At 59.4% G+C, this 22,689-nt stretch carries 21 protein-coding genes and 1 tRNA gene; 9 read left to right on the forward strand and 13 right to left on the reverse strand.

Features of this window, described 5'->3' with window-relative positions:
* Positions 1-573 (reverse strand): hypothetical protein, encoded by a 573-nt coding sequence (locus O8W32_01945; protein ID WII09608.1) that lies wholly within the window; start codon positions 571-573, stop codon positions 1-3.
* Positions 574-891: 318 nt separating this feature from the next.
* On the opposite strand from O8W32_01945, the gene O8W32_01950 reads away from it, so the two are divergent.
* The 3 genes from O8W32_01950 to O8W32_01960 all read left to right on the forward strand — a co-directional run bounded on the left by O8W32_01950 (position 892) and on the right by O8W32_01960 (position 3,634).
* Positions 892-966, forward strand: a tRNA-Cys gene (locus O8W32_01950).
* Positions 967-1,153: 187 nt separating this feature from the next.
* Positions 1,154-1,693: a TATA-box-binding protein gene (locus O8W32_01955; GenBank protein ID WII09609.1), complete on the forward strand. Its 540-nt coding sequence runs from the start codon at positions 1,154-1,156 to the stop codon at positions 1,691-1,693.
* Between the two features lie 285 nt (positions 1,694-1,978).
* Positions 1,979-3,634 carry an Ig-like domain-containing protein gene (locus O8W32_01960; protein WII09610.1) on the forward strand — a complete coding sequence of 552 codons (1,656 nt, stop codon included), beginning with the start codon at positions 1,979-1,981 and terminating at the stop codon, positions 3,632-3,634.
* A 73-nt stretch (positions 3,635-3,707) separates the two neighbouring features.
* On the opposite strand, the gene O8W32_01965 is transcribed toward O8W32_01960, so the two are convergent.
* Positions 3,708-4,154: a DUF4143 domain-containing protein gene (locus O8W32_01965; GenBank protein ID WII09611.1), complete on the reverse strand. Its 447-nt coding sequence runs from the start codon at positions 4,152-4,154 to the stop codon at positions 3,708-3,710.
* 100 nt (positions 4,155-4,254) lie between these two features.
* On the opposite strand from O8W32_01965, the gene O8W32_01970 reads away from it, so the two are divergent.
* A complete protein-coding gene (locus O8W32_01970; GenBank protein ID WII09612.1) occupies positions 4,255-5,292 on the forward strand; it encodes a Fic family protein in 1,038 nt (345 codons plus the stop codon).
* A gap of 92 nt (positions 5,293-5,384) precedes the next feature.
* Here the strand turns inward: O8W32_01970 and O8W32_01975 are convergent, their stop codons facing one another.
* The 5 genes from O8W32_01975 to O8W32_01995 all read right to left on the reverse strand — a co-directional run bounded on the left by O8W32_01975 (position 5,385) and on the right by O8W32_01995 (position 13,151).
* A complete protein-coding gene (locus tag O8W32_01975; GenBank protein WII09613.1) occupies positions 5,385-6,668 on the reverse strand; it encodes a DUF4143 domain-containing protein in 1,284 nt (427 codons plus the stop codon).
* Between the two features lie 359 nt (positions 6,669-7,027).
* Positions 7,028-8,377: an AAA family ATPase gene (locus O8W32_01980; GenBank protein ID WII09614.1), complete on the reverse strand. Its 1,350-nt coding sequence runs from the start codon at positions 8,375-8,377 to the stop codon at positions 7,028-7,030.
* Between the two features lie 315 nt (positions 8,378-8,692).
* Positions 8,693-9,349 carry a PHP domain-containing protein gene (locus O8W32_01985; GenBank protein ID WII09615.1) on the reverse strand — a complete coding sequence of 219 codons (657 nt, stop codon included), beginning with the start codon at positions 9,347-9,349 and terminating at the stop codon, positions 8,693-8,695.
* Entirely contained in the window at positions 9,346-11,673 is a 2,328-nt protein-coding gene (gene metG, locus O8W32_01990; protein ID WII09616.1) for a methionine--tRNA ligase, read from the reverse strand. The genes O8W32_01985 and metG overlap by 4 nt, the downstream gene beginning before the upstream one ends.
* A gap of 110 nt (positions 11,674-11,783) precedes the next feature.
* Positions 11,784-13,151, reverse strand: a complete 1,368-nt coding sequence (locus O8W32_01995; GenBank protein WII09617.1) for an MATE family efflux transporter — start codon at positions 13,149-13,151, stop codon at positions 11,784-11,786.
* A gap of 156 nt (positions 13,152-13,307) precedes the next feature.
* Here O8W32_01995 and O8W32_02000 point away from each other — a divergent pair, with 156 nt between their 5' ends.
* Positions 13,308-15,086 (forward strand): ribosome biogenesis/translation initiation ATPase RLI, encoded by a 1,779-nt coding sequence (locus tag O8W32_02000; protein ID WII09618.1) that lies wholly within the window; start codon positions 13,308-13,310, stop codon positions 15,084-15,086.
* Positions 15,087-15,094: 8 nt separating this feature from the next.
* Here the strand turns inward: O8W32_02000 and O8W32_02005 are convergent, their stop codons facing one another.
* From O8W32_02005 to O8W32_02015, 3 genes are read right to left on the reverse strand one after another with little or no spacing between them, the layout of a single operon-like run.
* Positions 15,095-15,424, reverse strand: a complete 330-nt coding sequence (locus O8W32_02005; GenBank protein ID WII09619.1) for a dienelactone hydrolase family protein — start codon at positions 15,422-15,424, stop codon at positions 15,095-15,097.
* Entirely contained in the window at positions 15,391-15,984 is a 594-nt protein-coding gene (locus O8W32_02010; protein ID WII09620.1) for a hypothetical protein, read from the reverse strand. Before O8W32_02010 ends, O8W32_02005 begins: the two co-directional genes overlap by 34 nt.
* Positions 15,981-16,868 (reverse strand): aldo/keto reductase, encoded by an 888-nt coding sequence (locus tag O8W32_02015; GenBank protein WII09621.1) that lies wholly within the window; start codon positions 16,866-16,868, stop codon positions 15,981-15,983. The genes O8W32_02010 and O8W32_02015 overlap by 4 nt, the downstream gene beginning before the upstream one ends.
* 245 nt (positions 16,869-17,113) lie before the next feature.
* Here O8W32_02015 and O8W32_02020 point away from each other — a divergent pair, with 245 nt between their 5' ends.
* The 3 genes from O8W32_02020 to O8W32_02030 are packed head-to-tail and all read left to right on the forward strand — an operon-like array spanning position 17,114 to position 18,428.
* Entirely contained in the window at positions 17,114-17,578 is a 465-nt protein-coding gene (locus tag O8W32_02020; protein ID WII09622.1) for a PHP domain-containing protein, read from the forward strand.
* Positions 17,579-17,590: 12 nt separating this feature from the next.
* Positions 17,591-18,085 (forward strand): hypothetical protein, encoded by a 495-nt coding sequence (locus O8W32_02025; GenBank protein WII09623.1) that lies wholly within the window; start codon positions 17,591-17,593, stop codon positions 18,083-18,085.
* The gene (locus O8W32_02030) at positions 18,048-18,428 is read left to right on the forward strand and encodes a hypothetical protein (protein WII09624.1); all 381 of its coding nucleotides are present in this window, start codon (positions 18,048-18,050) and stop codon (positions 18,426-18,428) included. The genes O8W32_02025 and O8W32_02030 overlap by 38 nt, the downstream gene beginning before the upstream one ends.
* Here O8W32_02030 and O8W32_02035 read toward each other — a convergent pair.
* The 3 genes from O8W32_02035 to O8W32_02045 all read right to left on the reverse strand — a co-directional run bounded on the left by O8W32_02035 (position 18,403) and on the right by O8W32_02045 (position 21,611).
* On the reverse strand, positions 18,403-19,011 hold the full coding sequence (locus tag O8W32_02035; protein ID WII09625.1) for a hypothetical protein: 609 nt from the start codon (positions 19,009-19,011) through the stop codon (positions 18,403-18,405). The genes O8W32_02030 and O8W32_02035 overlap by 26 nt on opposite strands.
* Positions 19,012-19,073: 62 nt before the next feature.
* On the reverse strand, positions 19,074-20,135 hold the full coding sequence (locus O8W32_02040) for a cation diffusion facilitator family transporter (protein ID WII09626.1): 1,062 nt from the start codon (positions 20,133-20,135) through the stop codon (positions 19,074-19,076).
* Positions 20,136-20,198: 63 nt separating this feature from the next.
* Positions 20,199-21,611, reverse strand: a complete 1,413-nt coding sequence (locus O8W32_02045; GenBank protein WII09627.1) for an MFS transporter — start codon at positions 21,609-21,611, stop codon at positions 20,199-20,201.
* A gap of 161 nt (positions 21,612-21,772) precedes the next feature.
* Here O8W32_02045 and cysK point away from each other — a divergent pair, with 161 nt between their 5' ends.
* The gene (gene cysK, locus O8W32_02050; protein WII09628.1) at positions 21,773-22,681 is read left to right on the forward strand and encodes a cysteine synthase A; all 909 of its coding nucleotides are present in this window, start codon (positions 21,773-21,775) and stop codon (positions 22,679-22,681) included.
* The last annotated feature ends 8 nt before the right edge of the window (positions 22,682-22,689 follow it).

The following is a 22,689-nucleotide window of genomic DNA, read 5'->3' on the forward strand; positions in this document are numbered from 1 at the left end:
CTAGTCCCTTTCCGCCTGGATATCGGCTTCGGCCTGCGAGGTCGGTATCATCCGGGGGGCTTTGTACTCCGGAAAGATGCCCGAACATATGATCCTGAGAGGGTCGAATTCTTCCCTGATCCCTCTGCCGGCCAGTATCACCGTCGCTTCGGAGATGACCTTCAGTCCGAATCCGCCCTTTTCGAACTTCAGCTGGGATTTGTGCAGGGTCGCATAGTTCGGTTCGGGGAGGCCCCGGGACTCCAGCAGGACGCTGGTCCTGCTGATGGTACGGCGGTAGCTTCTTTCGCCGTCCTCCTTGAGATATGAGAGATACAGTATCAGCGACGGCGGATATTCGTAAGGACGTCCGATCTTTCCGGGCGGATTCAGTATCTCCAGTTCCGCCGCCACCCGCTCCGGCTTAAGCCAGGTGTCCAAAATGCGGCCTTCCTTCAGGACCGCCTTGTCCAAGGCGGTCCAATGTCCTTTTCTGGTATCGTATTTCACTCCGAGCGCGTCGGCGTTCTTGCTGCGTTCGGGGTTTTTGCCCCCGCTCTTTTTATCCTTCCTCTCCCTTCTGCAACCTGTCATGAAAATGACACCCCTGGGAGGAGTGTCAAGCGTCGAAACTTGAGGCACCCCTCCCTACTTCTTTTCAACAACCTGCTGTCTGGCTATGCTGTTTTAAGCGATTTTCCTTATGCGTTTTATATATAAATATATGCGTAAAAACTAAATATTAAAACAATGAATAAAAACATACATTCAGGCCTAGAACAGACAAAAACCGACTCTCATTCAAAGAAAACGGAAGACGGACGGGCCGGATCTCCTTTGCCCGACTTATTCAACACAGTCGTCCGATGCAACAAGTGTTTTATATGTTACCAAAATATCCTTTGGCCAGAAGTCGGGGTAACACAGCGGCCTATGTGGCGGACTGCAGATCCGCATACGGGAGTTCAACTCTCCCTCCCGACTCCAAATTTCTGATTCTCATCATGCAGCCGTTTCCTCTCCGGACTGCCGTTTCCGTCTGAATTCAGATGTCTGGCACATCAGATTTTCATTATATGGGACTCGTGCCGCGGCGATGCGCCCGAGACCGCGTTTTACATAATCTTTATAAACGGAGTTTAAATAATGCGCCACAGGTGAATATATGGCCAACATGAAGATAGAGAACGTAGTTGCATCCACTTCTCTCGGCCAGGAGATCGATCTGGATAAGATCATGGCATCTCTGGACGGTGCCGAATACAACCCCAAGCAGTTCCCCGGGCTCGTCTACAGGCTTAAGAGCCCCAAGACCGCTACTCTACTCTTCCGCAGCGGAAAGATCGTCTGCACCGGCGGCAAGAGCAAAGATGAGGTCAAACAGGCCATAACGCAGGTCGCCAAGGACCTCGAGAAGGCCGACATCAAGATCACCATCGAGCCCAAGATCGAGGTCCAGAACATCGTCGCCTCCTCCGACCTCGGCCAGGAGATCAACCTGAACACCGTCGCCATCACGCTCGGCCTCGAGAAGGTCGAGTACGAGCCCGAGCAGTTCCCCGGGCTCGTCTACAGGCTGGACGACCCCAAGGTCGTCGTCCTCCTGTTCGGCTCCGGCAAGATGGTCTGCACCGGTGCCAAGATCCCCGAGGATGTCGTCCGCGCGGTCGAGAAGATCGCCGATGAGCTCAGGGACGCAAGCCTGATGTCCTGAAGGCAGGCCTGCAGCGGGGCTCCGCCCCGCATCATCTTTTTCCCATCATCCCCATCTTTTATCCGCTGTCCGCGTTATTATGATACTGAGGCCGCATCGGTGCCCGGCCCGGATGTGCCAGAACCGCGGATGGATTCATGCCGTATCCCTACTGGGAATATTTGTCCCACCGAGGATTTTAATTACATATAACCGTACATGCGGCATTCACTCCCCTGAAAGGATCGATAACTGGAAGGAAGGGGGAACATGAGCCTTAAAAATGAGAGATCCGGTTTCTTTGGATTGGTAAAACTCGCGGTCGCTCTCGCCGCAGTCATCCTGATCGCCGCTGTCGCGGTATCGGTGATGACTTCGGAAGACGATGACGAAGGGCAGTCCAGCACGAATTATGTGACCGCCGACGGCGGAAGCGCCTCATACACTCCTGCCGATACTTCCGATTTCATCACCTCGACCGTGCTGACAATCGGAGTCGGCCAGAGCAAAGTCATCACTCCCGAGTCCTACCTCATGCTCTCGGGGATGAGCTACAAGTCCTCCGATACGGGCGTGGCTACCGTCTCCAACAACGGCGGCTACTGCACCGTCACCGGCGTGGCCGTCGGTTCGGCGACCGTCACCTGCACGTACGGGAGCTACACCTCGACATGCACCGTCACCGTCCAGTCGGACGAGTCGGAGAGCGTCCTCAACGTATACGATGTGAAGGAGGGGTCCAGCGCCTATGCTACCGTTTCGGGCGACGGCTTCGGGAACGGGCTCCTGTCGCTGAGCTTCAACAGTGCCAGCGGGACATATACCTACAGCACCGGGCTGTTCACTGTGAAATCCGTTGAGACCGATTACATAGTCATAAACCTCTGTGGAACCGACAGCGGAAACTGGTTCAGCAGTTATGTGACCATCAAGATGTATGTTGCGACCGGCGACGGAACCATCGTCAGAAAAGCGACATACAGCTCTAGCCCGTTCGTGCCGGGCGCACAGTACAACACAGACGGCGGAGCGGAGATCCTGGTCCCCACCGCACTGCTTAGCGATGGCACGGAGTATTCAGTATACTTCCGCTTCTACACCTCCGATCTTCCCATAGCCGGCTACTCGAAGCAGATCACAGGCAGTTTCACCTACCACTCGAGCAATTCCGGCGGGACCGACATGAACGGGACCTTCGCGCGCGCCTATTCCTGGTCGTACGATGCCGATCACGACGGCACGGTGTCCGATGACGAAGAGTACAGTGCCAGCATCACCGTCCCATACTACATCTACTACATGGAGGCCCGCACCAACTCCTCGTACACGAGTACAGAGAGCTACTCATCGGGCAGCATATTCACCAACAGGGCCGGCGATTCCGAATACACCGACACCCTGGAAAGGGTCGCCATGTCAGACAGCGTGACCAAGTCGCTCTGCGAGGCCGTGGTGAAGGCCTATGAGGACAACGGCGGGACCTGGTCGTCCCTTAGCAGCAGCGACAAGGCCCAATTCATCCTGGCCTTCACGCAGATCAACTTCACGTATGCATACGACAGCTATCAGTACGGGGACGGAAGCACCTCCGCAGAATACTGGGCATACTCCATGGAGACCATCTGGGCAGGCGCAGGGGACTGCGAGGACACCTCCATCCTCACCGCGGTGCTGTTCAAGGCCGCCGGCCTGAAGTCCGGGGTCTACCTGGTCCCCGGCCACGCGATAGCTGCTGTCGCCCTGGAAGATTACGATGCCGCGGCGATAGAGATCGACAGCAACTACTCCGGCTACGGGGTCATGAGCAAGGACGCGGACGGCACCGTTTACTACGGGTGCGAGACCACCGCTGAGCTCTACCTTCCGGTCGGCCGCATAACCCAGAGCGCCACTGTCAGCGGGACCGTCTACAACTTCTGCGACACAAGCGCCAGCTGGTGCGAGCTGGACATAATAAACTGATGGCCGGCGGGGAATATCCCCCGCTCAGGCCTCCCGATGGGGACCGATGGTGCTGTCGGCCCGCATCGCATCCTCAGGACCGCTCCTCTTCCAGAAGCCAATCCAAGAGGTTCGAATGGTGCAGCCCGTCCGGAAGGTCGGTGACGAACGAGTCCATGGACAGCACCGTCTTCGGATAGCTGTCCCTGATCAGGCGGAAGGGAGCGACTTCGTGTTCATACGTATCGTCCGTCATAATGGACATCGTCACCTGGATGTACTGGACCTCGCGGTTCCTGCGTGCAGTGAAATCCACTTCCCTGTCTCCATATTTGCCGACGGCCACTTCGTAACCCCTTCTCAGAAGTTCCAGATATACGATGTTCTCGATCTGCCTGCTTATGTCTTCCCTTGATGAGATTCCAAGGACTGCGTTCCTCATGCCGGTATCGGAGACATAGTATTTCTCCAAAGTATCGAGGAGTCTTTTCCCGCGTATATCGTAACGTTCCGCTTTGTAGATCAGAAAGGCCTTCTGCAATTATTTAGGTATTATTTGGCTATTGATACCTAAATTAAATAAATACAATGTCTTTTTTTCAGTATTTATCATTAAATATTACCTAGATAATTGATCGATGATGCACAGATTCGACTATTCGGAAATACTCGGCGACATACCGCAGGATATAACGAAGATGCTGGCCGAGATTGCCGGGATACGCTCGCTGGAGTGCATACGCCGCGCGAAATACCCGAAGGACTATGCCAAGATGGAAGGCATCGCCAAACTGGCCTCGGTCAAGTACTCCAACGAGATCGAGGGCATAGTAACGTCCGATGAACGTATCAGAGAGATAGTCGTACGCGGAGGGACCCCGAACAATCATTCCGAGGAGGAGATCGCAGGATACAGGGATGCCCTTAACCTGATACATACGGAAATCGACTCCCTGAGATTCAACAGGAACACGATCCTGAACCTGCATTCCATGCTCAGGACGAAAGGTTCCGATGAACATGCCTTCAAGGACAGGGACAATGTGATTATCAGCATCGACCAATCGGGGAGGAGGCGCATCGTGTTCGAACCCGTCCCGGCATCCGAGACCGAAGACTGCATGGAGCAGCTGTGCATAGCGTACCAGGAGCTTTCGACCCAAGGCTATGAACCTCTGCTCTACATACCGTGCATCATCCTGGATTATCTCTGCATCCATCCGTTCCTGGACGGCAACGGCAGGACCTCCAGGCTCCTGACGGTACTTCTTCTGTACAAAGAGGGAATCGACATATGCAGGTACGTTTCTATGGACGAGCATATATCGTTCACGAAATCGGACTACTACGATTCGCTGCAGAGATCTTCGGCCGGGTGGAAGGAGAACAGATGGACCTACTTCCCGTTCATCAGATATTTTCTCAGGACCCTGTTAGAATGCTATACGGACATCGACACCAGGTTCGCCATAGTCGACGGGGAAGGCGTCGACAGGAAGCAGACCGTCGAAAACGTCCTGAAGAAGAGCTCCGCACCGATGTCGCTGAAGCAGATACACATGGTCCTCAGGGACATCAGCATATACACCGTACAGAAGGCAGTGAAGGATCTGATGGCCGAGGGCAAGATCGAGAAGATCGGCAATACCAAAGGCGCGCGCTATATCTACAAACACTGAGGAACGGCCGTTCAGTTCTCCGCACATGACCTGCAGCCAATCAGAATATCGATCGTTGCCGTTGAAACCGGCTGCCAAACCCGTTTCCCTCTTCACGGACCCAGCACTGTCGGCGGGATGACATAAACGCCGTCGTCTCTGCGATATGCCGCATCGGTCATCCCGCAGATGACGCACAGGAACTCCGGCGGCCTCCCGTTCTCCTGATCGCGTATCTTCGTGTCCATCTTCAGAAGGGATCTCGCACCTTCGTCTATCTCATGTGCCCCCGTCTTCATCTCGAAGGCACCCCACCTACCGTCCGGAAATTCCGCAACGGCATCTATCTCGTTCCCGTCCCCGTCACGGTAGTGCATCACTTTGCCGTCGTACATCATGGCGTATGCCTTCAGTTCGTGAACGCACAGGGCCTCGAACAGATATCCGAACGAATTAAGGTCATTGATGTACGATTCCGTGTTCATCCCCATAGCGGCGGCGGTGAGGGAGGGGTCGGCAAGGTGTCTTTTAGGAGTTTTCCCGACCCTTACCGAAGACCTCATATTCGGGTTGAAAGCAGGTTGGAAATCGGTGAAATGAAGGCTTTCCAAAACAGAAAGGTATTCATTCAGCGTATTATCGGATATCTGCGCATCATCCGGATTCTCCGTCATATCTTTCTTGAGAGCCTTCTTGGATGCAGTAGTGCTTTCGTTGCGTGCCAAAGAGCGGATGAGACGGAGCATCTTGGTCGGATCGCGGTTCACCCCGTCGAATGATATGTCATTGTTCACCAGGGTTTCTATGTAACCTCTGGCAACCTCCAACGATGCATCCGCATTCATATCTATGACTCCGGGCCATCCCCCGTGGACGGTGTAATCGACCAGGTCCTTCAGTTCGGCCTCCTGTGTCGCGAAAGAGATCTCGGGACGGCCAAACAGCCCCTTCAGGGATACCCTGCCGTCCGAGATCCCTCTTTCGAACAGCGTCATGGTCATCATGCGGAGTTCCTTTATGCGACCCGTACCCGAATGGACGAATCCTTTCCTGTTGGGCGTTGCGGAGCCGGTAAGCACGTACATCCCCTTCTTCCCGGTATCGTCTATCCGATACCTCACAGCATCCCAGATGCCGGGGACGTCCTGCCATTCGTCGATCAGTTGGGGAAGATCGTCCTTGAATATGAGCGTGGGATCGGTCATCGCCAGCCTGCGGTTCTGATAGTTCCCCTTCGGGTCCGCGATGAGCGTAGCGCTGTTGCAGCAATTGTATGCAGCCCAGGTCTTTCCGCACCATTTAGGCCCGGTGAGGTTCACCGCGCCGAAGAGAGACAGAGATCTCTTCAGTTCGTCATCTATCAGTCTGGGTACGTATCCGTCCCTTCTCAATGTCACAATCCAATATCCCATCATCAGTATATATCATTGATGATTTTTCGGACATTTTATTGATGATTTTTCGGTTAATCTATTAATGATTTTTCGGACATTTTATTGATTATTTTTCGGAAACTGCGATACGATTCTGCAATCGGCCGAGATATGGCCGTCCTCCGGTCACGTTCATATGTTGCAGCACTTGCCCCTACAATATGTGCCAGATGGTGATATTGGACCACAGTTCCATCGTTTCAGAACCCTTCCTGCGACTGCTTCTGATTTCCGGAACCGGTCCAAGCTTCCAAAACAAAACTCGGATTGCCGCACATGCGCGCCTTGATCCTAGGCTCAGAGGGGCCATCGATCCTCTCCGTTCACAGGCATATGGCCATATAAATGGGCAGATACAGCAACTTGCCTTCCTTCCTCAGATCTTTCGTGTGGAGGACGTAGCACTGCCCGAGCTGTTTGCTGTACACATCCATCAGATAATCCAGCGAGGAATGGCCGGTGCTCCTCCCCGTTTTCACCTCGACAGCAGATTTCTTCTTGCCTTCTTTGATGAGGAAATCAACCTCGGACCTGTTCTTGCTGCTGGTCCCGTCTTCATTCTTCTTGTAGAAGGCGTGGAAGAACAGCTTATGCCCGTTGGCCCTCAGAGCCTGAGCCACGACATTTTCCGCAAACATCCCTTCATTGATATGCAGACGGTCCTGGAGAATATCGATGTAGATCTCATTCTCCGTCGACGTTCCGCTGTCGATAGCCATGCTCACCAACAGTCCTGTATCGCCGGAATACAACTTCATTGTCGACAGGTCCGTGTTCAGCCCAAGCGCGATGCTGGGCTCGCTGGAATTGTAGCAGGTGTTCACGATCATGGAATCTTCGAGCCAATAAATCGGATCCTCGTAGTTGGAGAACTTGCCGTTCTTATCTATATCGGAGAGATTGAAGACCTTGTCGTGTTTGGACAGTTCGGCAGGTATCGCCCCGTACAGAGCGGACGTCTTTCTCTTGTTGGCCTTCGCTAACCTGCCAATGTCCTCTCTGTAGAGTTCGATTATCTGCCTCTTGATACGCTCGACCTTGGAGAAGTCCTTCGATGACGCGTACTCCTTCACCGCCATGGGCATGCCGCCGACGATCATGTATCTCCTGAAGGTGTCCAGGAACGAAGAGTGTACGTCGTCACCCAGCGGTTTATGGGATTCGAAATGCTCCCTTATGGTCGGAACGGTGACCACATCTCCCATCGCCCAGCAGAACTCCTCGAAGTCCATGGGATACATCTGTATCTTCTCTTCCTCGGACGGAATGATGATGTTCTTCACGTTCTCGTGGATGGAGATCAGCGAACCTGTTTCGATGTAATCGTATCTGCCGTCCTCCACCAGGAACTTGATGGCCTCTCTGGCCCGCGGCCATTTTTGGATCTCGTCGAATATTATCAGCGTGTTCCTTTCGACGAATCTCGTGGCTGTGAGATTGGACAGCTTCTGAAGAAGCATATGGATGTCGTGGACGTCGTTTATGAAAAGGTTCTTGATCCTCGGAGCGGCGTTGCTGAAGTTGATGAGCACATAGGAAGCATATTCGTTCCTGCCGAATTCCTCCACGATGTAGCTCTTGCCGACACGGCGGGCACCTTCGATGAGCAGTGCGGTCTTTCCGTTGCTCTCTTTCTTCCATTGTACCAGACGGTCGTAGATCTTCCTTTTCACGTATGGATATATTCCTCGAGCCTTAATATTGGTTTGTCCGATTTTTCCTGTTTCCTTAAACAAAGTTATTGAAATTCTTCCTGTTTCCTTAAACAAGACTTCCGAAATTTTTCCTGTTTCCTTAGGATAACGCCCGATTCGAAAAATAATCTGATGATCTCTGCGCAGGGCCGCATCGTTCCCGGGATGATGCTCCGGGAACGATGCTCTGCTTTCCGGCGCTCTGCCGCCCTAAAATCCTCCAAACCTGCCGAACCCGACAGGACAGGCACCGGAACAGCACTCCGTCCGATCGTCTCCGATCGGACGGCCGCATCACATCCTGCGGAACCCGCGCTTGATCCACTGGGTTATCGATTTGAACCCGTAGCGCAGGGTCTCGCCGAAATGCCTGCTGGCGCTCTGGGCGGTGGCCTTGTTGTCCATGATGGCCTGCACGACCTCCTGCCAGGTCTCCAGGCCGTCGGGCAGGGTAACATGCCCCCAGCCGACGCGGTGCGGGGAATGGGCGTCCGAGCCGGCGGTGATCGGCTTCCCGATGCTCTTGGCCAGCTTCATGGACCTCTTGTTGGCGCTCGGGATGGAGCGCGCGTTCATCGCCTCGACCCCGTCGAAGGGGTACTTCAGGGTGTTCTTCTCCCCCAGGCCGGACCACCACCTGTAGGGGTGGGCGGCGAAGGCGTAGCCCCCGGCCTCGTGGATGGCGTCGATGGTCTCCTGGATGGACATACCCTGGGGGATCAGCCTGTCGATGCCCAGGGCGACGATGTGCCCCTCCGCGGAGGACACCTCCTCCGCGGGGATAACGATGACCTTCCCGTTGTCCTTCAGGATGTCGAACGCCTTGAACTCGTTGTGGTCGGTGATGGCGACGCACCCTATGCCCTTCTCGATGCACTGCTCGATCACCTGCTCCGGGGTGGACTTGCCGTCCTTCGAGAAGCAGGTATGGACATGGAGATCCGCCTTCATCTGACACCAGCGCCGTCCAGTATCTCGGAGTCGACAGTCGCCACGCATCCCTTTCCGTCCCCGAGGGGGACGGCCTTCCCGCCGTCGATGACCGCGGCCACCCTGGCCGGGGCGCCTGCGGGAAGCTCTATCGGGAGGTTCCCGGCCAGGAACACGCCGTTCTCCGCCCGGGAGACCTTCATGGTCACCGCAGAGAAGTGCTTCTTGTAATCGATGGTGTCCGAGGTCCCGCCGAGGCCGCAGTCGAACCTGGTCCCCACGGGGATGTCGGGGTCGGACGGCCTCAGGAGGAGGACCGCCTTCCCGCCGAGGTCCTCGTCATCGGCGGCCAGGAGCATACCGCAGGACTCTATCCCCCTGAGGGGCCTGGGCGCGAGGTTGGAGACCACGATCGCCTTCCTCCCGAGCATCTGCTCCTTGGTGTAATATGCCTTGAGGCCGGCGCAGATGGTCCTCGGGGTCCCCTCTCCCAGGTCCACCGTGAGCTTGTACAGCTTGTCGGCGTTCGGGTGGTCCTCGACGGTGAGGACCTTTCCGACCCTGAGGTCCAGGCGCCTGAAGGCGTCGAAAGGCTGCGCGGGAGCGGCGGCGCTCTGCTTCTCCTTCTTCTCCTTCGCATGGTGCTCGGTCTCCGCCTCGGGCTGCTTGAAGATCTCGGGGAAGAGCACCTTGAGGTCGATCTTCCCGTAGACCGGCACCGGCTCCTTCAGGGCGGTCCCGGACGGGAGCGGCGAGAGGACGGCGGCATATCCGGCATCCTCGATGGTGCCGGGGAGCCCCATGTACTCCCAGATCTTCTCGGAGGACCTCGGGAGGTACGGCCAGGCCATGACTGCCAGCGCCTTCACGATCCTCAGGGAGTCGTAGAGGGCGCGGCCGCATTCCGCTTTGTCCTCTTTGACGAGCTTCCAGGGGGTGCGGGAGTTGAAGTACTCGTTCCCGAAGTGGGCGAGGGCCATGACGGCCTGCAGGCCCTTCTTGAAGTCGCAGCGGCCCAGGCAGGCAGAGTACTCGTCGAAGGCTTTCTTTATCTCGTCGGTGACCTTCGCATCGGGCTCCGCGTTCTCCGGGACCGACCCGAAGTTCTTGTAGGTGAAGCTGAGGGTGCGGTGGTAGTAGTTCCCGAGGGCAGCGACCAGTTCGGAGTTGACCTTGCTCTCGAGCTCGTCCCAGGAGAAGTCGGCGTCGTGGGTGTCCGGCATGATGCTCGAGAGGTAGTACCTTATCTCCTCCGGGTCGAACTTCTCCAGCACGGACTTCATGTCCCTGGGTATCTGCGATTCGGCATCCGTGCCCGTGCCCTTCCTGCTCTTGGAGAGCTTGCCGCCGTTGAACATCAGGTACTCGTTCGCCGGGATGTCGTAGGGCAGGTTGAAGCCCTGCTTGGCGCCCATGAGCATCGCCGGCCAGATGATGGAATGGAACGGGATGTTGTCCTTGCCGATGAAGTAGTAATGCCGGCAGTCCGGGTTCTCCCAGAAGGTCTTCCAGTAGTCGGGCTTCCCGATCTCCCTGGCGTGCTGCACGGTCATGCTGAGGTACCCGATGACAGCGTCGAACCAGACGTAGATGACCTTCTTCTTCCACTCCTCGCCTTCGACGGGGATCTCGACGCCCCACTGCATGTCCCTGGTGATGGCGCGGTCCTTCAGGCCGCCCTTCAGGAAGTTCTGCGTGTAGGCGCGGACGTTGGGCCTCCAGTAGGTCTTGTCCTCGAGGTACTTCATCAGGGGCTCCTCGAAGGCCGAGAGCTTCAGGAAGTACTGCTTCGAGGCCTTTACGACGGGTGCGGTGCCGCAGCGGGTGCAGTGCGGGTTGATGATGTCGCCGGGCTCGAAGGTGGAGCCGCAGCTGTCGCACTGGTCGGAGCGGACGTCCTCGGCGCCGCAGACGGGGCACTGGCCCTCCACGTAGCGGTCCGGCAGGAACTTCCCGCATTTGGGGCAGTAGTACTCGTCCTCGTCGCGGGTGTAGATGTACCCGTTGTCAAGCAGCGTCTTGAAAAGCCACTGGGTCACCTCGATGTGGACGGGGGAGTGGGTCTTCCCGTAGAGGGTGTAGCGGATACCCAGGTCCTCGATCGCCTTCTTGTTGATCTCATGGTAGCGGTCGGCCACCTCCTCGGGGGTGACGCCCTCCTTCTCGGCGGTGACGGTGATGGGCGTCCCGTGCTGATCGGAGCCGCCGACGACCCAGACCTCGTTGCCCAGCAGGCTGTTGTAGCGGGCGAAGATGTCCGGCGGGAGGAGGGACCCGGCCACATGCCCCAGGTGGATGGGGCCGTTGGCGTACGGCCACGCGATGTTCACGAGTATCTTAGACATGGGCGGCTCATGGGCCGGGACGTTATTTAAGCCATCGCACGCGCGCGCACATCCGGTAGGAGGTGGTATCGTTGGACGGGCACGGCCGTAACGTCCGCATCAGCAGCCCGTCAAGACGGAGCTGCCTGACAGGAACGGCAGAACCTGCCGATATAGACCGAGGCCAGCTTCCACATCAGCAGCCCGCCCCCGATCTCGGCTATGGCCATGACCGTCCAGATCGCTTCGGTGCTCCCGAACATGGCGGCGGCCGCCAGGTACCCGATGACCATGACGGTGTTCCTCGTGAGCGACGAGAGGAACCCGATCTCCGAATGCTCTATGGACTGCAGGTAGGCGGAGCCGACGAACACCTGGGACATCGACGGCAGCAGCACGGCGAGCATGAGGAGGCAGAACGCCATGTCGCCCCGCAGGGGCTCCAGGTCGGGGGAGACCGTGAAGACCCAGGCGATCGGATAGCACAGCAGGGCCATCGGGACCGCGAGGTACAGGGTCAGCCTCACGGACAGCCGGGTCCCGAATGAGAACGCCTCCTTCAGCAGGTCCGCCCTCCCGGCCGCGAACTCGGCGGAGCACACCGATACGATGCCCCCGGACACTGCCTGCGCCGGGATCAGCACCATGTACGCCACCCTCCAGGCCGAGGTGTACGTCCCGACGACGTCCTCCCCGCCGACGCCGATGATGATGAAGTTCATCGGGATGTTGATCAGCGTCATCACCATGTACTCGGCGGACTCGGGCAGGCCGACGTAGAGGATGTCGCGGCTGACTTTCCTATCGGGCGCGAAGCCGCCGCTGCGGAGGTCGGCGTACATGTCGCGGCCCGAGATGTAGAACGCCAGGCCGGCGGCGAGGGATACCGCCCCGGCGCAGACCGTGGCGATGCCGGCCCCCATCACCCCGAGGCCGAGCCCGTACATCAGGACCGGGTCCAGGACCATGTTGGTCAGCGCTCCGGCCAGCTGCACCGCCATCGAGCGCCTCGACGCGCCCTCTCCCCTGAGCATCCCTGAGACCACCTGCCCGGCGATGACGAAGAAGCTCCCGGCGAAGATCGGCATCCCGTAGTCCAGCGCCTCCGAGGCCGACTCGTCCGCCCCGAACAGTCCCAGCAGGTCCCCGGCGAAGAGGACCAGAGGCACGGAGACAACGATCGAGCACAGGAACGCCAGCGTGAGGGACTGCGCCGCCGTGCGGGAGGCCCCGGCGCGGTCCCCGCGGCCCACCTCCCTGGCGATGGCCGCGGCCGAGCCTATGCCCATCCCGTTGCCGATGCCGGCGATGGCGGCGCAAAGGGGATATGCCAGGCCCAGTCCGGCCACGGCGGATCCCCCCAGCCAGGCCGCCCACGCGGTGTCCGCCATGCTGTTCAGGTTCATGACGAACACCGACACGGCCAGCGGGGCGGCGAGGGCAGGTATGGACTTCCTCGGGTCCCCGAGGACGACCTTCGTGCCTGCGGTTCCCTCCATGGGAGGCTCTAGGCTTACCGCTTTATCCGCGTTTCGGACAGTAATGGAGAAATGGGCGCACCTTTCTCACGCGCGAGACGGCTTATCTTCCTTACCGGGGGAATACGCCCTTCGCGCGCGAACCTCTTATATAACACGGGGGAATCGGAACGAAGCATGAGGATCGCGGCGGTCTTGTTCGACAGATGCCAGAACAAGAAATGCAACAAGGAATGCTACAAGTTCTGCCCCCTGGTGAGGACCGGGGTCAACGTCATCGAGTTCGGGGAGAGGGGCAAGCCCATCATCTCCGAGTCCCTGTGCCAGGGGTGCGGGATCTGCGCCAACAAGTGCATGTTCAAGGCCATCAAGATCATCGGCCTGGCGGACGAGCTCAAGGGCGAGATGGTCCACCAGTACGGCGAGAACACCTTCCGCCTCTACCGCCTCCCCGTCCCCAAGAAGGGCCTCATCACCGGCATCCTCGGCCCTAACGGAATCGGTAAGACCACCGCCATCAACATCCTCTCCGGCATCGTCATCCCCAACCTCGGGAAGTACGACGCCCCTCCCACCAAGGAGGAGGTCCTCCTCCGCTACAAGGGGACGGAGGTGTACGCCTACCTCAGCGAGCTCTACGCCGGGCACATAAAGATGGCCATGAAGCCTCAGTACGTCGACAAGATCCCCAAGGTCGCGAAGGGGGTCGTGAGGGACCTCCTGTCGAAGTGCCAGGAGCGCATGGACATCGACCAGGCCGTGAAGGAGTTCGGCCTGGAGCAGGTCATAGACAGGGACATAACCAAGCTCTCCGGCGGAGAGCTGCAGAGGGTCGCCATGGCCACCACCTGCATGAAGAGTGCAGACATCTACTTCTTCGACGAGCCGACGTCCTACCTGGACATCTACCAGAGGGTGAAGATGGCCAGGATCATCAAGAAACTGGCCACAGAGGACAAGTACGTGGTCGTCATCGAGCACGACCTCGCCATCCTGGACTACCTGGCGGACAACGTCAACCTCGTCTACGGTTCCGAGGGGGCGTACGGTGTCTTCACGATGCCCAGGCAGGTCAGGACCGCCATCAACGTCTACCTCGAGGGCTACCTCCCGGAGGAGAACATCAGGTTCAGGGACAAGCCCATAGAGTTCGCCGTCTCCGCACCTTCGGGCGACTGGAACACACCCACGCTCATCGATTTCGAGAACGTCTCCAAGGACTTCGGGGAATTCAGGCTGGACGTGAACTCCGGAGCGGTGAGGATCGGAGAGTCCGTCGGCGTCGTCGGGCCGAACGCCACCGGAAAGACCACGTTCGTCAAGATGCTGGCCGGGGAGATCAAGCCGGACACCGGCAGCGTCAGCGGGGTCATGAAGGTCTCCTACAAGCCCCAGTATATCTCCCAGGACTATGACGGCACCGTCCAGGACTACCTCTACGCGGTCAACTACGAGCAGGCGTCGAGCGGGTTCTTCGAGACCCAGGTGATCGGCCCGCTGTCCCTGAAGTTCCTCATGGACAAGCCTGTCCGCAACCTTTCCGGCGGAGAGCTGCAGAGGGTCGCCATCGCCGGGTGCCTGGCCCGCGAGGCCGACATCTACCTGCTCGACGAGCCCTCGGCCTACCTGGACTCCAACCAGAGGATGGAGGCCGCCAAATGCATCAGCGGGATGATGGAGAAGACCGGCAGGTCGGCGCTCATCGTCGACCATGACATCTACTTCATCGACATGGTCTCCGACTCCCTGATGGTGTTCGGCGGGGAGCCCGGGAAGCACGGCATCGCCGAGGGGCCGTTCAAGATGAGGGAGGGCATGAACCGCTTCCTGAAATCGGTGGACATCACCTTCAGGAGGGACGCCGACACCCACCGCCCCAGGATCAACAAGGAAGGGTCCAACCTGGACCGCTCGCAGAAATCCGCCGGCGAGTACTACTACGCCGAGCAGAACTGAGATCCCCCTCAGTCTGCCGGCATATGCCTCTCCCAGAAGGAGACGGCCTCCCGGAACCAGCCTTCCGCTTTCGTTCCGACGCCCATGCCGAAGCCGTGCCCCAGGCCCGCGTAGACGTGGACCTCGGAGTCCACGCCCGCCTTCTTCAGGGCTTCGGAGCGGTCCCTCATGACCCTCCAGTCCGCGATCCAGTCCTCGGTGCCCACACAGGCGTAGGCCGGGGCATCATGGCGGGAGACACGCGAATAACCGGTGTACTGCATCACCGCGGCGGAGGCCTGCGGGATGCGGAGGCCGTAAGAAGCTAGGACATCCGAATTGCCGAGCGCGGCTGCCATGCGGGCGCCCGCAGAGCCTCCCCACAGTGAATAACCGTCCTCCGCGACCCCCAGCTTCTCTGCATTGCTCTCGATGACCCAGAGTGCGCGTGCGAGGCGTCGTAAGGGCATTCGGTGCGGTAGATCAGCGTGAATGCGTTGTATCCCAGCTTTGACAGGGCCAAAGCATGCGGGAGCCCGTCGTGGAGGGCCGCCACATAGGCGAACCCTCCTCCGGGGCAGGTCACTGCGAACGGCGCCCCCTGCCTGCCGCTGAAGAAGAACAGCCCGGTATCGGCAGCGGAAGGGTCCCGGGAGATCTCCTCCTCCGAGTAAAGGGGGATGAATATCCTCTTTCCTGCCTCGGCGCGGCGCTTCAATTCCGCGATGATCTCGACGGTCTCCTCCGCCCTTACATCGGTGTACCAGACGAGGGTCCTCGGGGTGCTGATCTCCTTCAGCGCCATCTCCGGGCGGACGCCGCGGCCGATCGGGAAGAGCAGCCTCCCGAAATCCCCGAAAGCAGGATCTGAGATGACCTCCCCGACGGCCGTCCCCGGTCCGATGATATCTCTGCTCACCAGTTCTTCTTCTCCTTCGAGCTGTCGTGCTGGGTCTTCCTCTTCTCGACCGTGTCGGCGAACCATTCTACCATGGCCGGATCGGAATGCGAGAAGAAGGAGCTCTTCCCGGTGTCCATGGCGGCAATCCTCTCCATGTCCCTGTCCGAGAGGGAGAAATCGAAGACATCGAGGTTCTGGACCATCCTGTCGTAATGGGTCGACTTGGGTATGACAACCACTCCGCGCTGAATGTGCCAGCGGAGGATGACCTGCGCAGGGGTCTTCCCGTACGCATCGCCTATCTCCTTCAGAGCGGGGTCCGAGAACAGCCCTCCGCGGCCATCGCCGAACGGGGCCCAGGCCTCGTGCCTGACACCGTATTTCTCCATGATCTCATGGGCCTGCTTCTGCTGGAAGAGAGGGTGGGTCTCCACCTGGTTCACCATCGGCCTCATGCCCGAGAAGAGCGCGAGGTCCACCAGCCGGTCGGGATAGAAGTTGGACACCCCGATGGCGCGGATCTTCCCCTCGTCATAGAGCTCGGTCAGCGCCCTCCATGCCCCGTAGTAGTCGGAGAACGGCTGGTGGAGCAGGCAGAGGTCGAGGTAGTCGGTCTTCAGCCTGCGCATGGATTCCTCGACGGAGGCCTTCGTCTTCTCGTAGCCGTAGTGCTCGATCCAGACCTTGGTGGTCAGGAATATATCATCGCGCGGGACGCCGCTCTTCTCGATCGCGTTCCCTACCTCCTCCTCGTTGAAGTAGCTCTGCGCGGTGTCGATGGACCGGTACCCGGCTCTGAGGGCATCGAGGACGCACCTCTCGCATTCGTCCTTTGTTACCTGGTAGACCCCGTAGCCTACCATCGGCATCTTCACTCCGTTGCTGAGTTCTGCATATTCCATTCATTTCCCTCCGGATATTGCTGACATGATGTACACTAATGCCGCATATAAATGTGCCTTTATCTGACATCATGTAATCAATCACAGGACAGGAGAGTTTTTCGGATTTCAGGTACGCAGCAGATGCCCTTGGATGCAGACAGAAGAAGTGCCAGTCCCGGACCGCAGGCGGATACGCCTGTGCGCATCCCATCTTTTGATGTTATCATTGTATGTTTTATAACATAGTTCGGGATTCTGACGGCATGGAGAAGATGGGGAAGGCGGACACGCATGTGCACACCTTCTACTCTGGCTTCAACACCCTGGGGCTGATGAGCTTCCCGGAATCGGTGATACCTCCGGAGAAGCAGGTGGACGATGCCCGCCGCCGCGGGCTGAACGTCCTGTGCATCACCGACCACAACGAAGTGGCCGGCGGTTTCCGCGCCCAGGAGTATGCGAAGCAGTTCGATGATATCGAGGTCGTCGTGGGTGACGAGGTCATGTGCGACGAAGGCGAGGTGATCGGCCTCTGGCTCACCGAGAAGCCCAAGAAGTACCTATCCCCGGAGGAGGCCGTCGACATCATCCACGAGCAGGGCGGGCTGGCGGTCGCGCCGCACCCGTTCAGCGTCCACGTGGACGGCCTGCAGGAGAGGATCCTTGACCTCCCGCTGGAAGGCATAGAGGTCATGAACGGCGGGCATCCGGACGCCTATTCCAATTAGTTCGCCAAGTGCGTGTCCGGGCTCTTCCCGGGCAGATGGGCGGAGACTTCCGGGTCGGACGCCCACTCCCTCTTCACGGCCGGCTACAACTGGACGGAGTTCCCGGGGAGCACGGCCGAGGACCTCAGGAAGGCCATCCTGCATAAGACGACCGTCGCCGCGGGCGAGCCCGCTCCGGTCCTGGGCCAGGTCCAGTGGAGCATGGAGGTCGTCTGGGGAGGCCAGAAGCTCATGTACAAATCCCTGAGGCACAGGCTGGAGGAGGAAGAGGACAACGCCCTCATCCACAAGATCAACTCGATCACCGACATCAAGAAGGCCACCGGGATCGTCGCGGGCTTCGCCTACGAGTTCCCGCTGACCGTCATGCTCGCCACGCTCCTCAGCACGCAGTTCCTCAAGAGGAAGGCCAAGGCGGCCATGAAGGACATCGGCAGGCGCCTCGATGCCATAAAAGCAAGGGGCTGGGATGATGCAGGAGAATGGAACGGGCAGTCCCGCCGATGAGGTCTTCGGGGTCGGCGTCGACGTCCCGGAAGGGTTCCTGGAGGAGCTCATGGACGCCATAGACGCGGTCATGGATCCCGTCTACCCCGGGTACCGGCGCTCGTTCCGCTATTATCCCGTGACCGGGACCTGGAAGACTATGGAGGGCTCGCACCCGTACATCGGCAGCCCGGGGGAGGTCTCCGCCGAGAAGGAGGTCCGCCTGGAGTTCGTCGTCCTGAAGAAGGACCTGCCGGCGGTCATGGAGGCCATAGACAGGGTCCACCCCTATGAGGAGCCCGCGGTCGATGTTTACCGCGAGGTCCCCTGGAGATCGCTCATTCCTTCTTCTCGGTCACGTTGAAGACGTTGTCGAACGTCCTCTGCATCCTGAAATTGCGGATGCTGTTCTTGCGGTAGACCACGTCCTCGGGCGGGATCAGCCCGTTCTCGCCGTAGAAGTCGAGGAGCTGGTCCGCCGCCTCGTAATTGTAGCGGACTCCCACCAGAACATTGAGCTTGAAGTTCCTGCAGGGGATGTTCTCCGGATAATCGGTCCCGTTCCCGCGGGCAAGCTCCGTCCTCTTCACCTCTTCGTCGCTGAGGAGGAGCCTCATATCCTCGTCGCAGAAGCGTTCGCAGAGGTCGTACTCCTCGGCCATGTAGAGTCCCTCGATGGCGCTCTCCCTCAGGAAGTACAGCTCCGCGCCGGCGATCCCGAGGCCGTCGAAGGTGGGCGCGATCTCGGCCAGGAACCTCCAGTTGTGGTCGTCGGCCGCCAGGCGGCATACGGAGGCCAGGAACGTCCCGGCGGAGCCGGCCTCCGCCCTGTCGATGTACCTCCCCATCCTCACGCGGTTCTGGTCCGAGAGGGAGCCGTACCAGTCCCCGAGGCCCGCCTTGCGGACCTTCTCGGGAACGTCCTTTTTTGAGCCGAATCCGAACATGGCCGCTGTATGGCGGTAGCGGTAATAAAACGCTGGGTCTGCCGGGGTCCCGCACCGCGCGGTCAGTCCCCGTCCTCCCCGCTGTCCCTGCTGCCCTTCTCGCGGGCGATCTTCAGGTAGTGGGTGTCGCACTTGGTGATGTTGTCGGTGACCAGGTACTTCACCGATACGAACGGCGCGGAGCGCCGGGTGCAGTCCGCCTTCTGGCAGCTCTTGCAGAACAGCCGGTCGCAGGGCTCCGTCATGATGGTGATGTCGGTGTCGTCCCCGATCTCCCCCTTGATGTTGCAGCACATGGCATCGATGAGCTTCTGGGACTCCTCCACGGTCATGTCAGCGGGGACGGTCATATGGGCATCGACGTGCATGGTCACGCCGTACTTGGTCACCCTGAGGTGGTGCACCTCGATGACGTCCGGCGTCCTCGTTCTGTTGATGCAGCGGGTCACCCGGCGGAGGGCGTCCTCATCGACGGTGTCCATGATCTCGAACATGGACCTCCTGAGCACGCGCACGCCGGTTATGATGATGAAGGCGCCGAACAGCAGCGCGGTCACGGGATCCAGGATGTACCAGTCGTATCCGAGGCTGTCCCCGATGTAGACCAGAGAGAGGCCGATGAGGATACCGATGGAATCGAAGGTGTCGGTGCAGAGGTGCTTCCCGCTGGCCTCGAGCGCGATGGACCCGCTGCTCCTCCCCATCCTGATCGCCTTGTAGCCCATCAGGAAATTGACCAGGGCGGCGAAGGCGACCAGCACCAGGCCGATGTCCAGGCGGTCGATCTCCTGCGGGGAGATGAAGCGGTTGACGGACTCGACGATGATCAGCGCGCCGGCCAGCAGGATCATGCTGCCCTCCATCGAGGAGGAGATGAGCTCCACCCTCCCGTGCCCGTAGGGGTGGTTGGCGTCCGCAGGCTGCATGGTAAGATAGAGAGCATACACTCCGACGATGCCGGCGATGACGTTGACGATGCTCTCGAGGGCATCGGTGAGGATGGAGACCGAATCGGTGATCACCCAGGCGATGAACTTCATCAGCATCAGGGCGGCCCCGACCCCGGCGATGACCTTCTGGAAACGATAATTCTGCTTCTCGGCTTCCAGTTTCGCCCTGTCCATAGCATGTCCTAGGGAGCACCGTATAAAATGATTGCTTCGGTTTAAGAATCCCTCAAAGCGTTTTTAAGATTCCCTGATATGCCCGGAAGCTTCTTCCGAGCCTTCTTCCCCGCGGCTCCAGGACAGCGCCATTCCCGCCAGGCACATGCCGAGGCAGATGGTGAACGCGGCGTGTATGGTATCGGCGAAGACCCCGTACCTCTCGGGCTCGAGGCCGTCGGCGGACCCCATGATCATCGATATGCAGGCCATGGCGATGCCCATGGACACCATCATGCCGGTCTGGCGCATGACCGCGACGACGCCAGACGCCTCTCCCCTGTACTGCGGGGGCGCGGAGGACATTATGACCGAGGTGTTGGGGGACGAGAACACCCCCATGCCCGTCCCGATGAGGCACATCATGGCGACGACGTACCAGATGTCGAACTCGGTGCCGATGAAGATGAACATCGCGATGCCCGCGCTCATTATCGCCATGCCGGCGGTCGGGAGGAGGCGCTTGTCCTCCATCCTGTCGGAGACGGCGCCCATCTTCGCCGAGAGGGCCACCTGTATCGCCGGCTGCACGAGCAGGAGGAGCCCGGCCTGGGTGGCGGTGAGCGCCCCGATGCTCTGCAGGTACAGGGACAGGAAGAACTGCACGCAGTACGATGCCCCGTAGTTGAGGAACGCGGCGAAGCCGGAGCGGGTGAACGTCTTGATCCGGAACAGGCGCATGTTGAGCACGGGGGACGGCGACCTGGAGAACCGGAGGAGCGTCAGTGCCAGGAGGACCGCTCCGGCCGGCACGGCGGCGGCCGCCCAGGTCTCGGTGATGTTGACGACGCCCGACATGAGCACGAAGATCGATATCCCCCAGAGGACGGAGCCCTTCCAGTCCATGGAGTCGTCCGGGGTGGGCCTGATCTCGTACCTGATCCCCCTGACGAACGTCATGGAGAACGCGCACAGGCAGATGATGAGGGCGAAGCAGCCCCTCCATCCGACGCTGTCCGAGATGACCCCTCCCAGGGTGGGCCCCAGCGTAAGTCCGAGGTACACAGCGGTGACGTTCATCCCCAATGCCCATCCGCGCCTGCTCTCAGGGTACACGTAAGTCAGCATGGCTATCGAGGTGACGTTCATCATCGCCGAGCCGAACCCGATCACGAAACGGCACCCGACCAGGAACCAGAAGCTCGGGCTGATGGCGGCGAGGGACGCCGCGGCCGCGGTGATGGCCAGCCCGGTGACGTAGATGCGCCGCATCCCTGCGATCCCCGACAGGCGTCCCGCAGGGACCATGGCTATGACCGAGCCGAGGAGGAACAGCGTGTTGATGTACCCGAGGTCGTGGGAGCCCCTGCCGAAATCGTCGCCTATGTCCACCAGGGCCAGGTTGAGCATGGTGCTCATCAGGGGGGTGATGATCGCGCCTGCCAGCGTGCAGATCATCAGCTTCCTGCGGTCGGAATCGGAATAGGCGCCTTCCACGCCCTGCCATCCGTGCCTCCGTATAAAAAACGTAAGAAGATACGAAGGAGGGAACGGCAGCCCACCGACCCTTACGAAACGTCTTAATTTATGATGATATGAATAAAAATACCATGCCCAGTATGCATTAAGTTATATACCGAATTGTCAATCGTTTAGGCATGGCAATATACAGCTCCGTAACGGAAGCAATCGGGAACACACCGCTCATCAGGCTCAACAGGATAGCTCCTGCGGGCTCCGAGGTCTATGTGAAGGTCGAGGGCAAGAACCCCGGAGGATCGATCAAGGACCGCGCGGTCCTCTCCATGATCAACGACGCCGAGGCGCGCGGACAGCTCAAGAAGGGCGGGGTCATCATCGAACCGACCTCCGGGAACACCGGCATCGCCATCGCGATGGTCGCCGCCGCCCGCGGGTACAAAGCGATACTTGTCATGCCCGACACCATGTCTAAGGAGAGGCAGGCGTACCTGAAGGCCTACGGGGCGGAGCTCGTGCTGACCCCCGGGAAGCTCGGCATGCAGGGGACTCTCGACAAGACGAAGGAGCTCCTCGCCTCGACGCCCGGCTCGATCTCCCTGGGACAGTTCGACAACCCCGCTAACATCCTCGCCCACAGGGCCTCCACCGGCAGGGAGATCCTTGCCGACCTGCCCGATGTCGACTACGTCGTCGCAGGGTTCGGTACCGGAGGCACCATCTCCGGCATCGCCTGGGCCCTCAGGGACGCCGGCTCGGATGCCAAGACCGTCGCCGTCGAGCCCGCCGAGAGCCCCCTCATCACCGAGGGGCACGCCGGGCCCCACAAGATCCAGGGCATCGGGGCGAACTTCGTCCCCGCCAACCTCGACAGGTCCGTCGTGACCGAGGTCTCCACCGTGAAGGGCCAGGATGCCATCGACACCGCCCGCGCCCTCGCCAGGCAGGAGGGGATCTTCGCCGGCATCTCCTCGGGCGCCAACGTCTTCAAGGCCATCGAGATCACCAAGGCCCATCCCGGGTCCAAGGTCGTGGCCATCCTCCCCGACGGCGGCGACAAGTACGTCAGCACCGGGATCTACGAGTGATATCCTCT

Source organism: Methanomassiliicoccales archaeon LGM-DZ1 (assembly GCA_030168595.1).
In the GTDB taxonomy this organism is placed as follows: Archaea; Thermoplasmatota; Thermoplasmata; order Methanomassiliicoccales; family Methanomethylophilaceae; genus Methanomethylophilus.

Coding starts and splice junctions, on each gene's coding strand:
- O8W32_01945 (WII09608.1), bottom strand. CDS start 573: ATGACAGGTTGCAGAAGGGAGAGGAAGGATAAAAAGAGCGGGGGCAAA.
- O8W32_01955 (WII09609.1), top strand. CDS start 1,154: ATGAAGATAGAGAACGTAGTTGCATCCACTTCTCTCGGCCAGGAGATC.
- O8W32_01970 (WII09612.1), top strand. CDS start 4,255: ATGCACAGATTCGACTATTCGGAAATACTCGGCGACATACCGCAGGAT.
- O8W32_01985 (WII09615.1), bottom strand. CDS start 9,349: ATGAAGGCGGATCTCCATGTCCATACCTGCTTCTCGAAGGACGGCAAG.
- metG (WII09616.1), bottom strand. CDS start 11,673: ATGTCTAAGATACTCGTGAACATCGCGTGGCCGTACGCCAACGGCCCC.
- O8W32_01995 (WII09617.1), bottom strand. CDS start 13,151: ATGGAGGGAACCGCAGGCACGAAGGTCGTCCTCGGGGACCCGAGGAAG.
- O8W32_02000 (WII09618.1), top strand. CDS start 13,308: ATGAGGATCGCGGCGGTCTTGTTCGACAGATGCCAGAACAAGAAATGC.
- O8W32_02005 (WII09619.1), bottom strand. CDS start 15,424: ATGGCAGCCGCGCTCGGCAATTCGGATGTCCTAGCTTCTTACGGCCTC.
- O8W32_02015 (WII09621.1), bottom strand. CDS start 16,868: ATGGAATATGCAGAACTCAGCAACGGAGTGAAGATGCCGATGGTAGGC.
- O8W32_02020 (WII09622.1), top strand. CDS start 17,114: ATGGAGAAGATGGGGAAGGCGGACACGCATGTGCACACCTTCTACTCT.
- O8W32_02030 (WII09624.1), top strand. CDS start 18,048: ATGATGCAGGAGAATGGAACGGGCAGTCCCGCCGATGAGGTCTTCGGG.
- O8W32_02035 (WII09625.1), bottom strand. CDS start 19,011: ATGTTCGGATTCGGCTCAAAAAAGGACGTTCCCGAGAAGGTCCGCAAG.
- O8W32_02040 (WII09626.1), bottom strand. CDS start 20,135: ATGGACAGGGCGAAACTGGAAGCCGAGAAGCAGAATTATCGTTTCCAG.
- cysK (WII09628.1), top strand. CDS start 21,773: ATGGCAATATACAGCTCCGTAACGGAAGCAATCGGGAACACACCGCTC.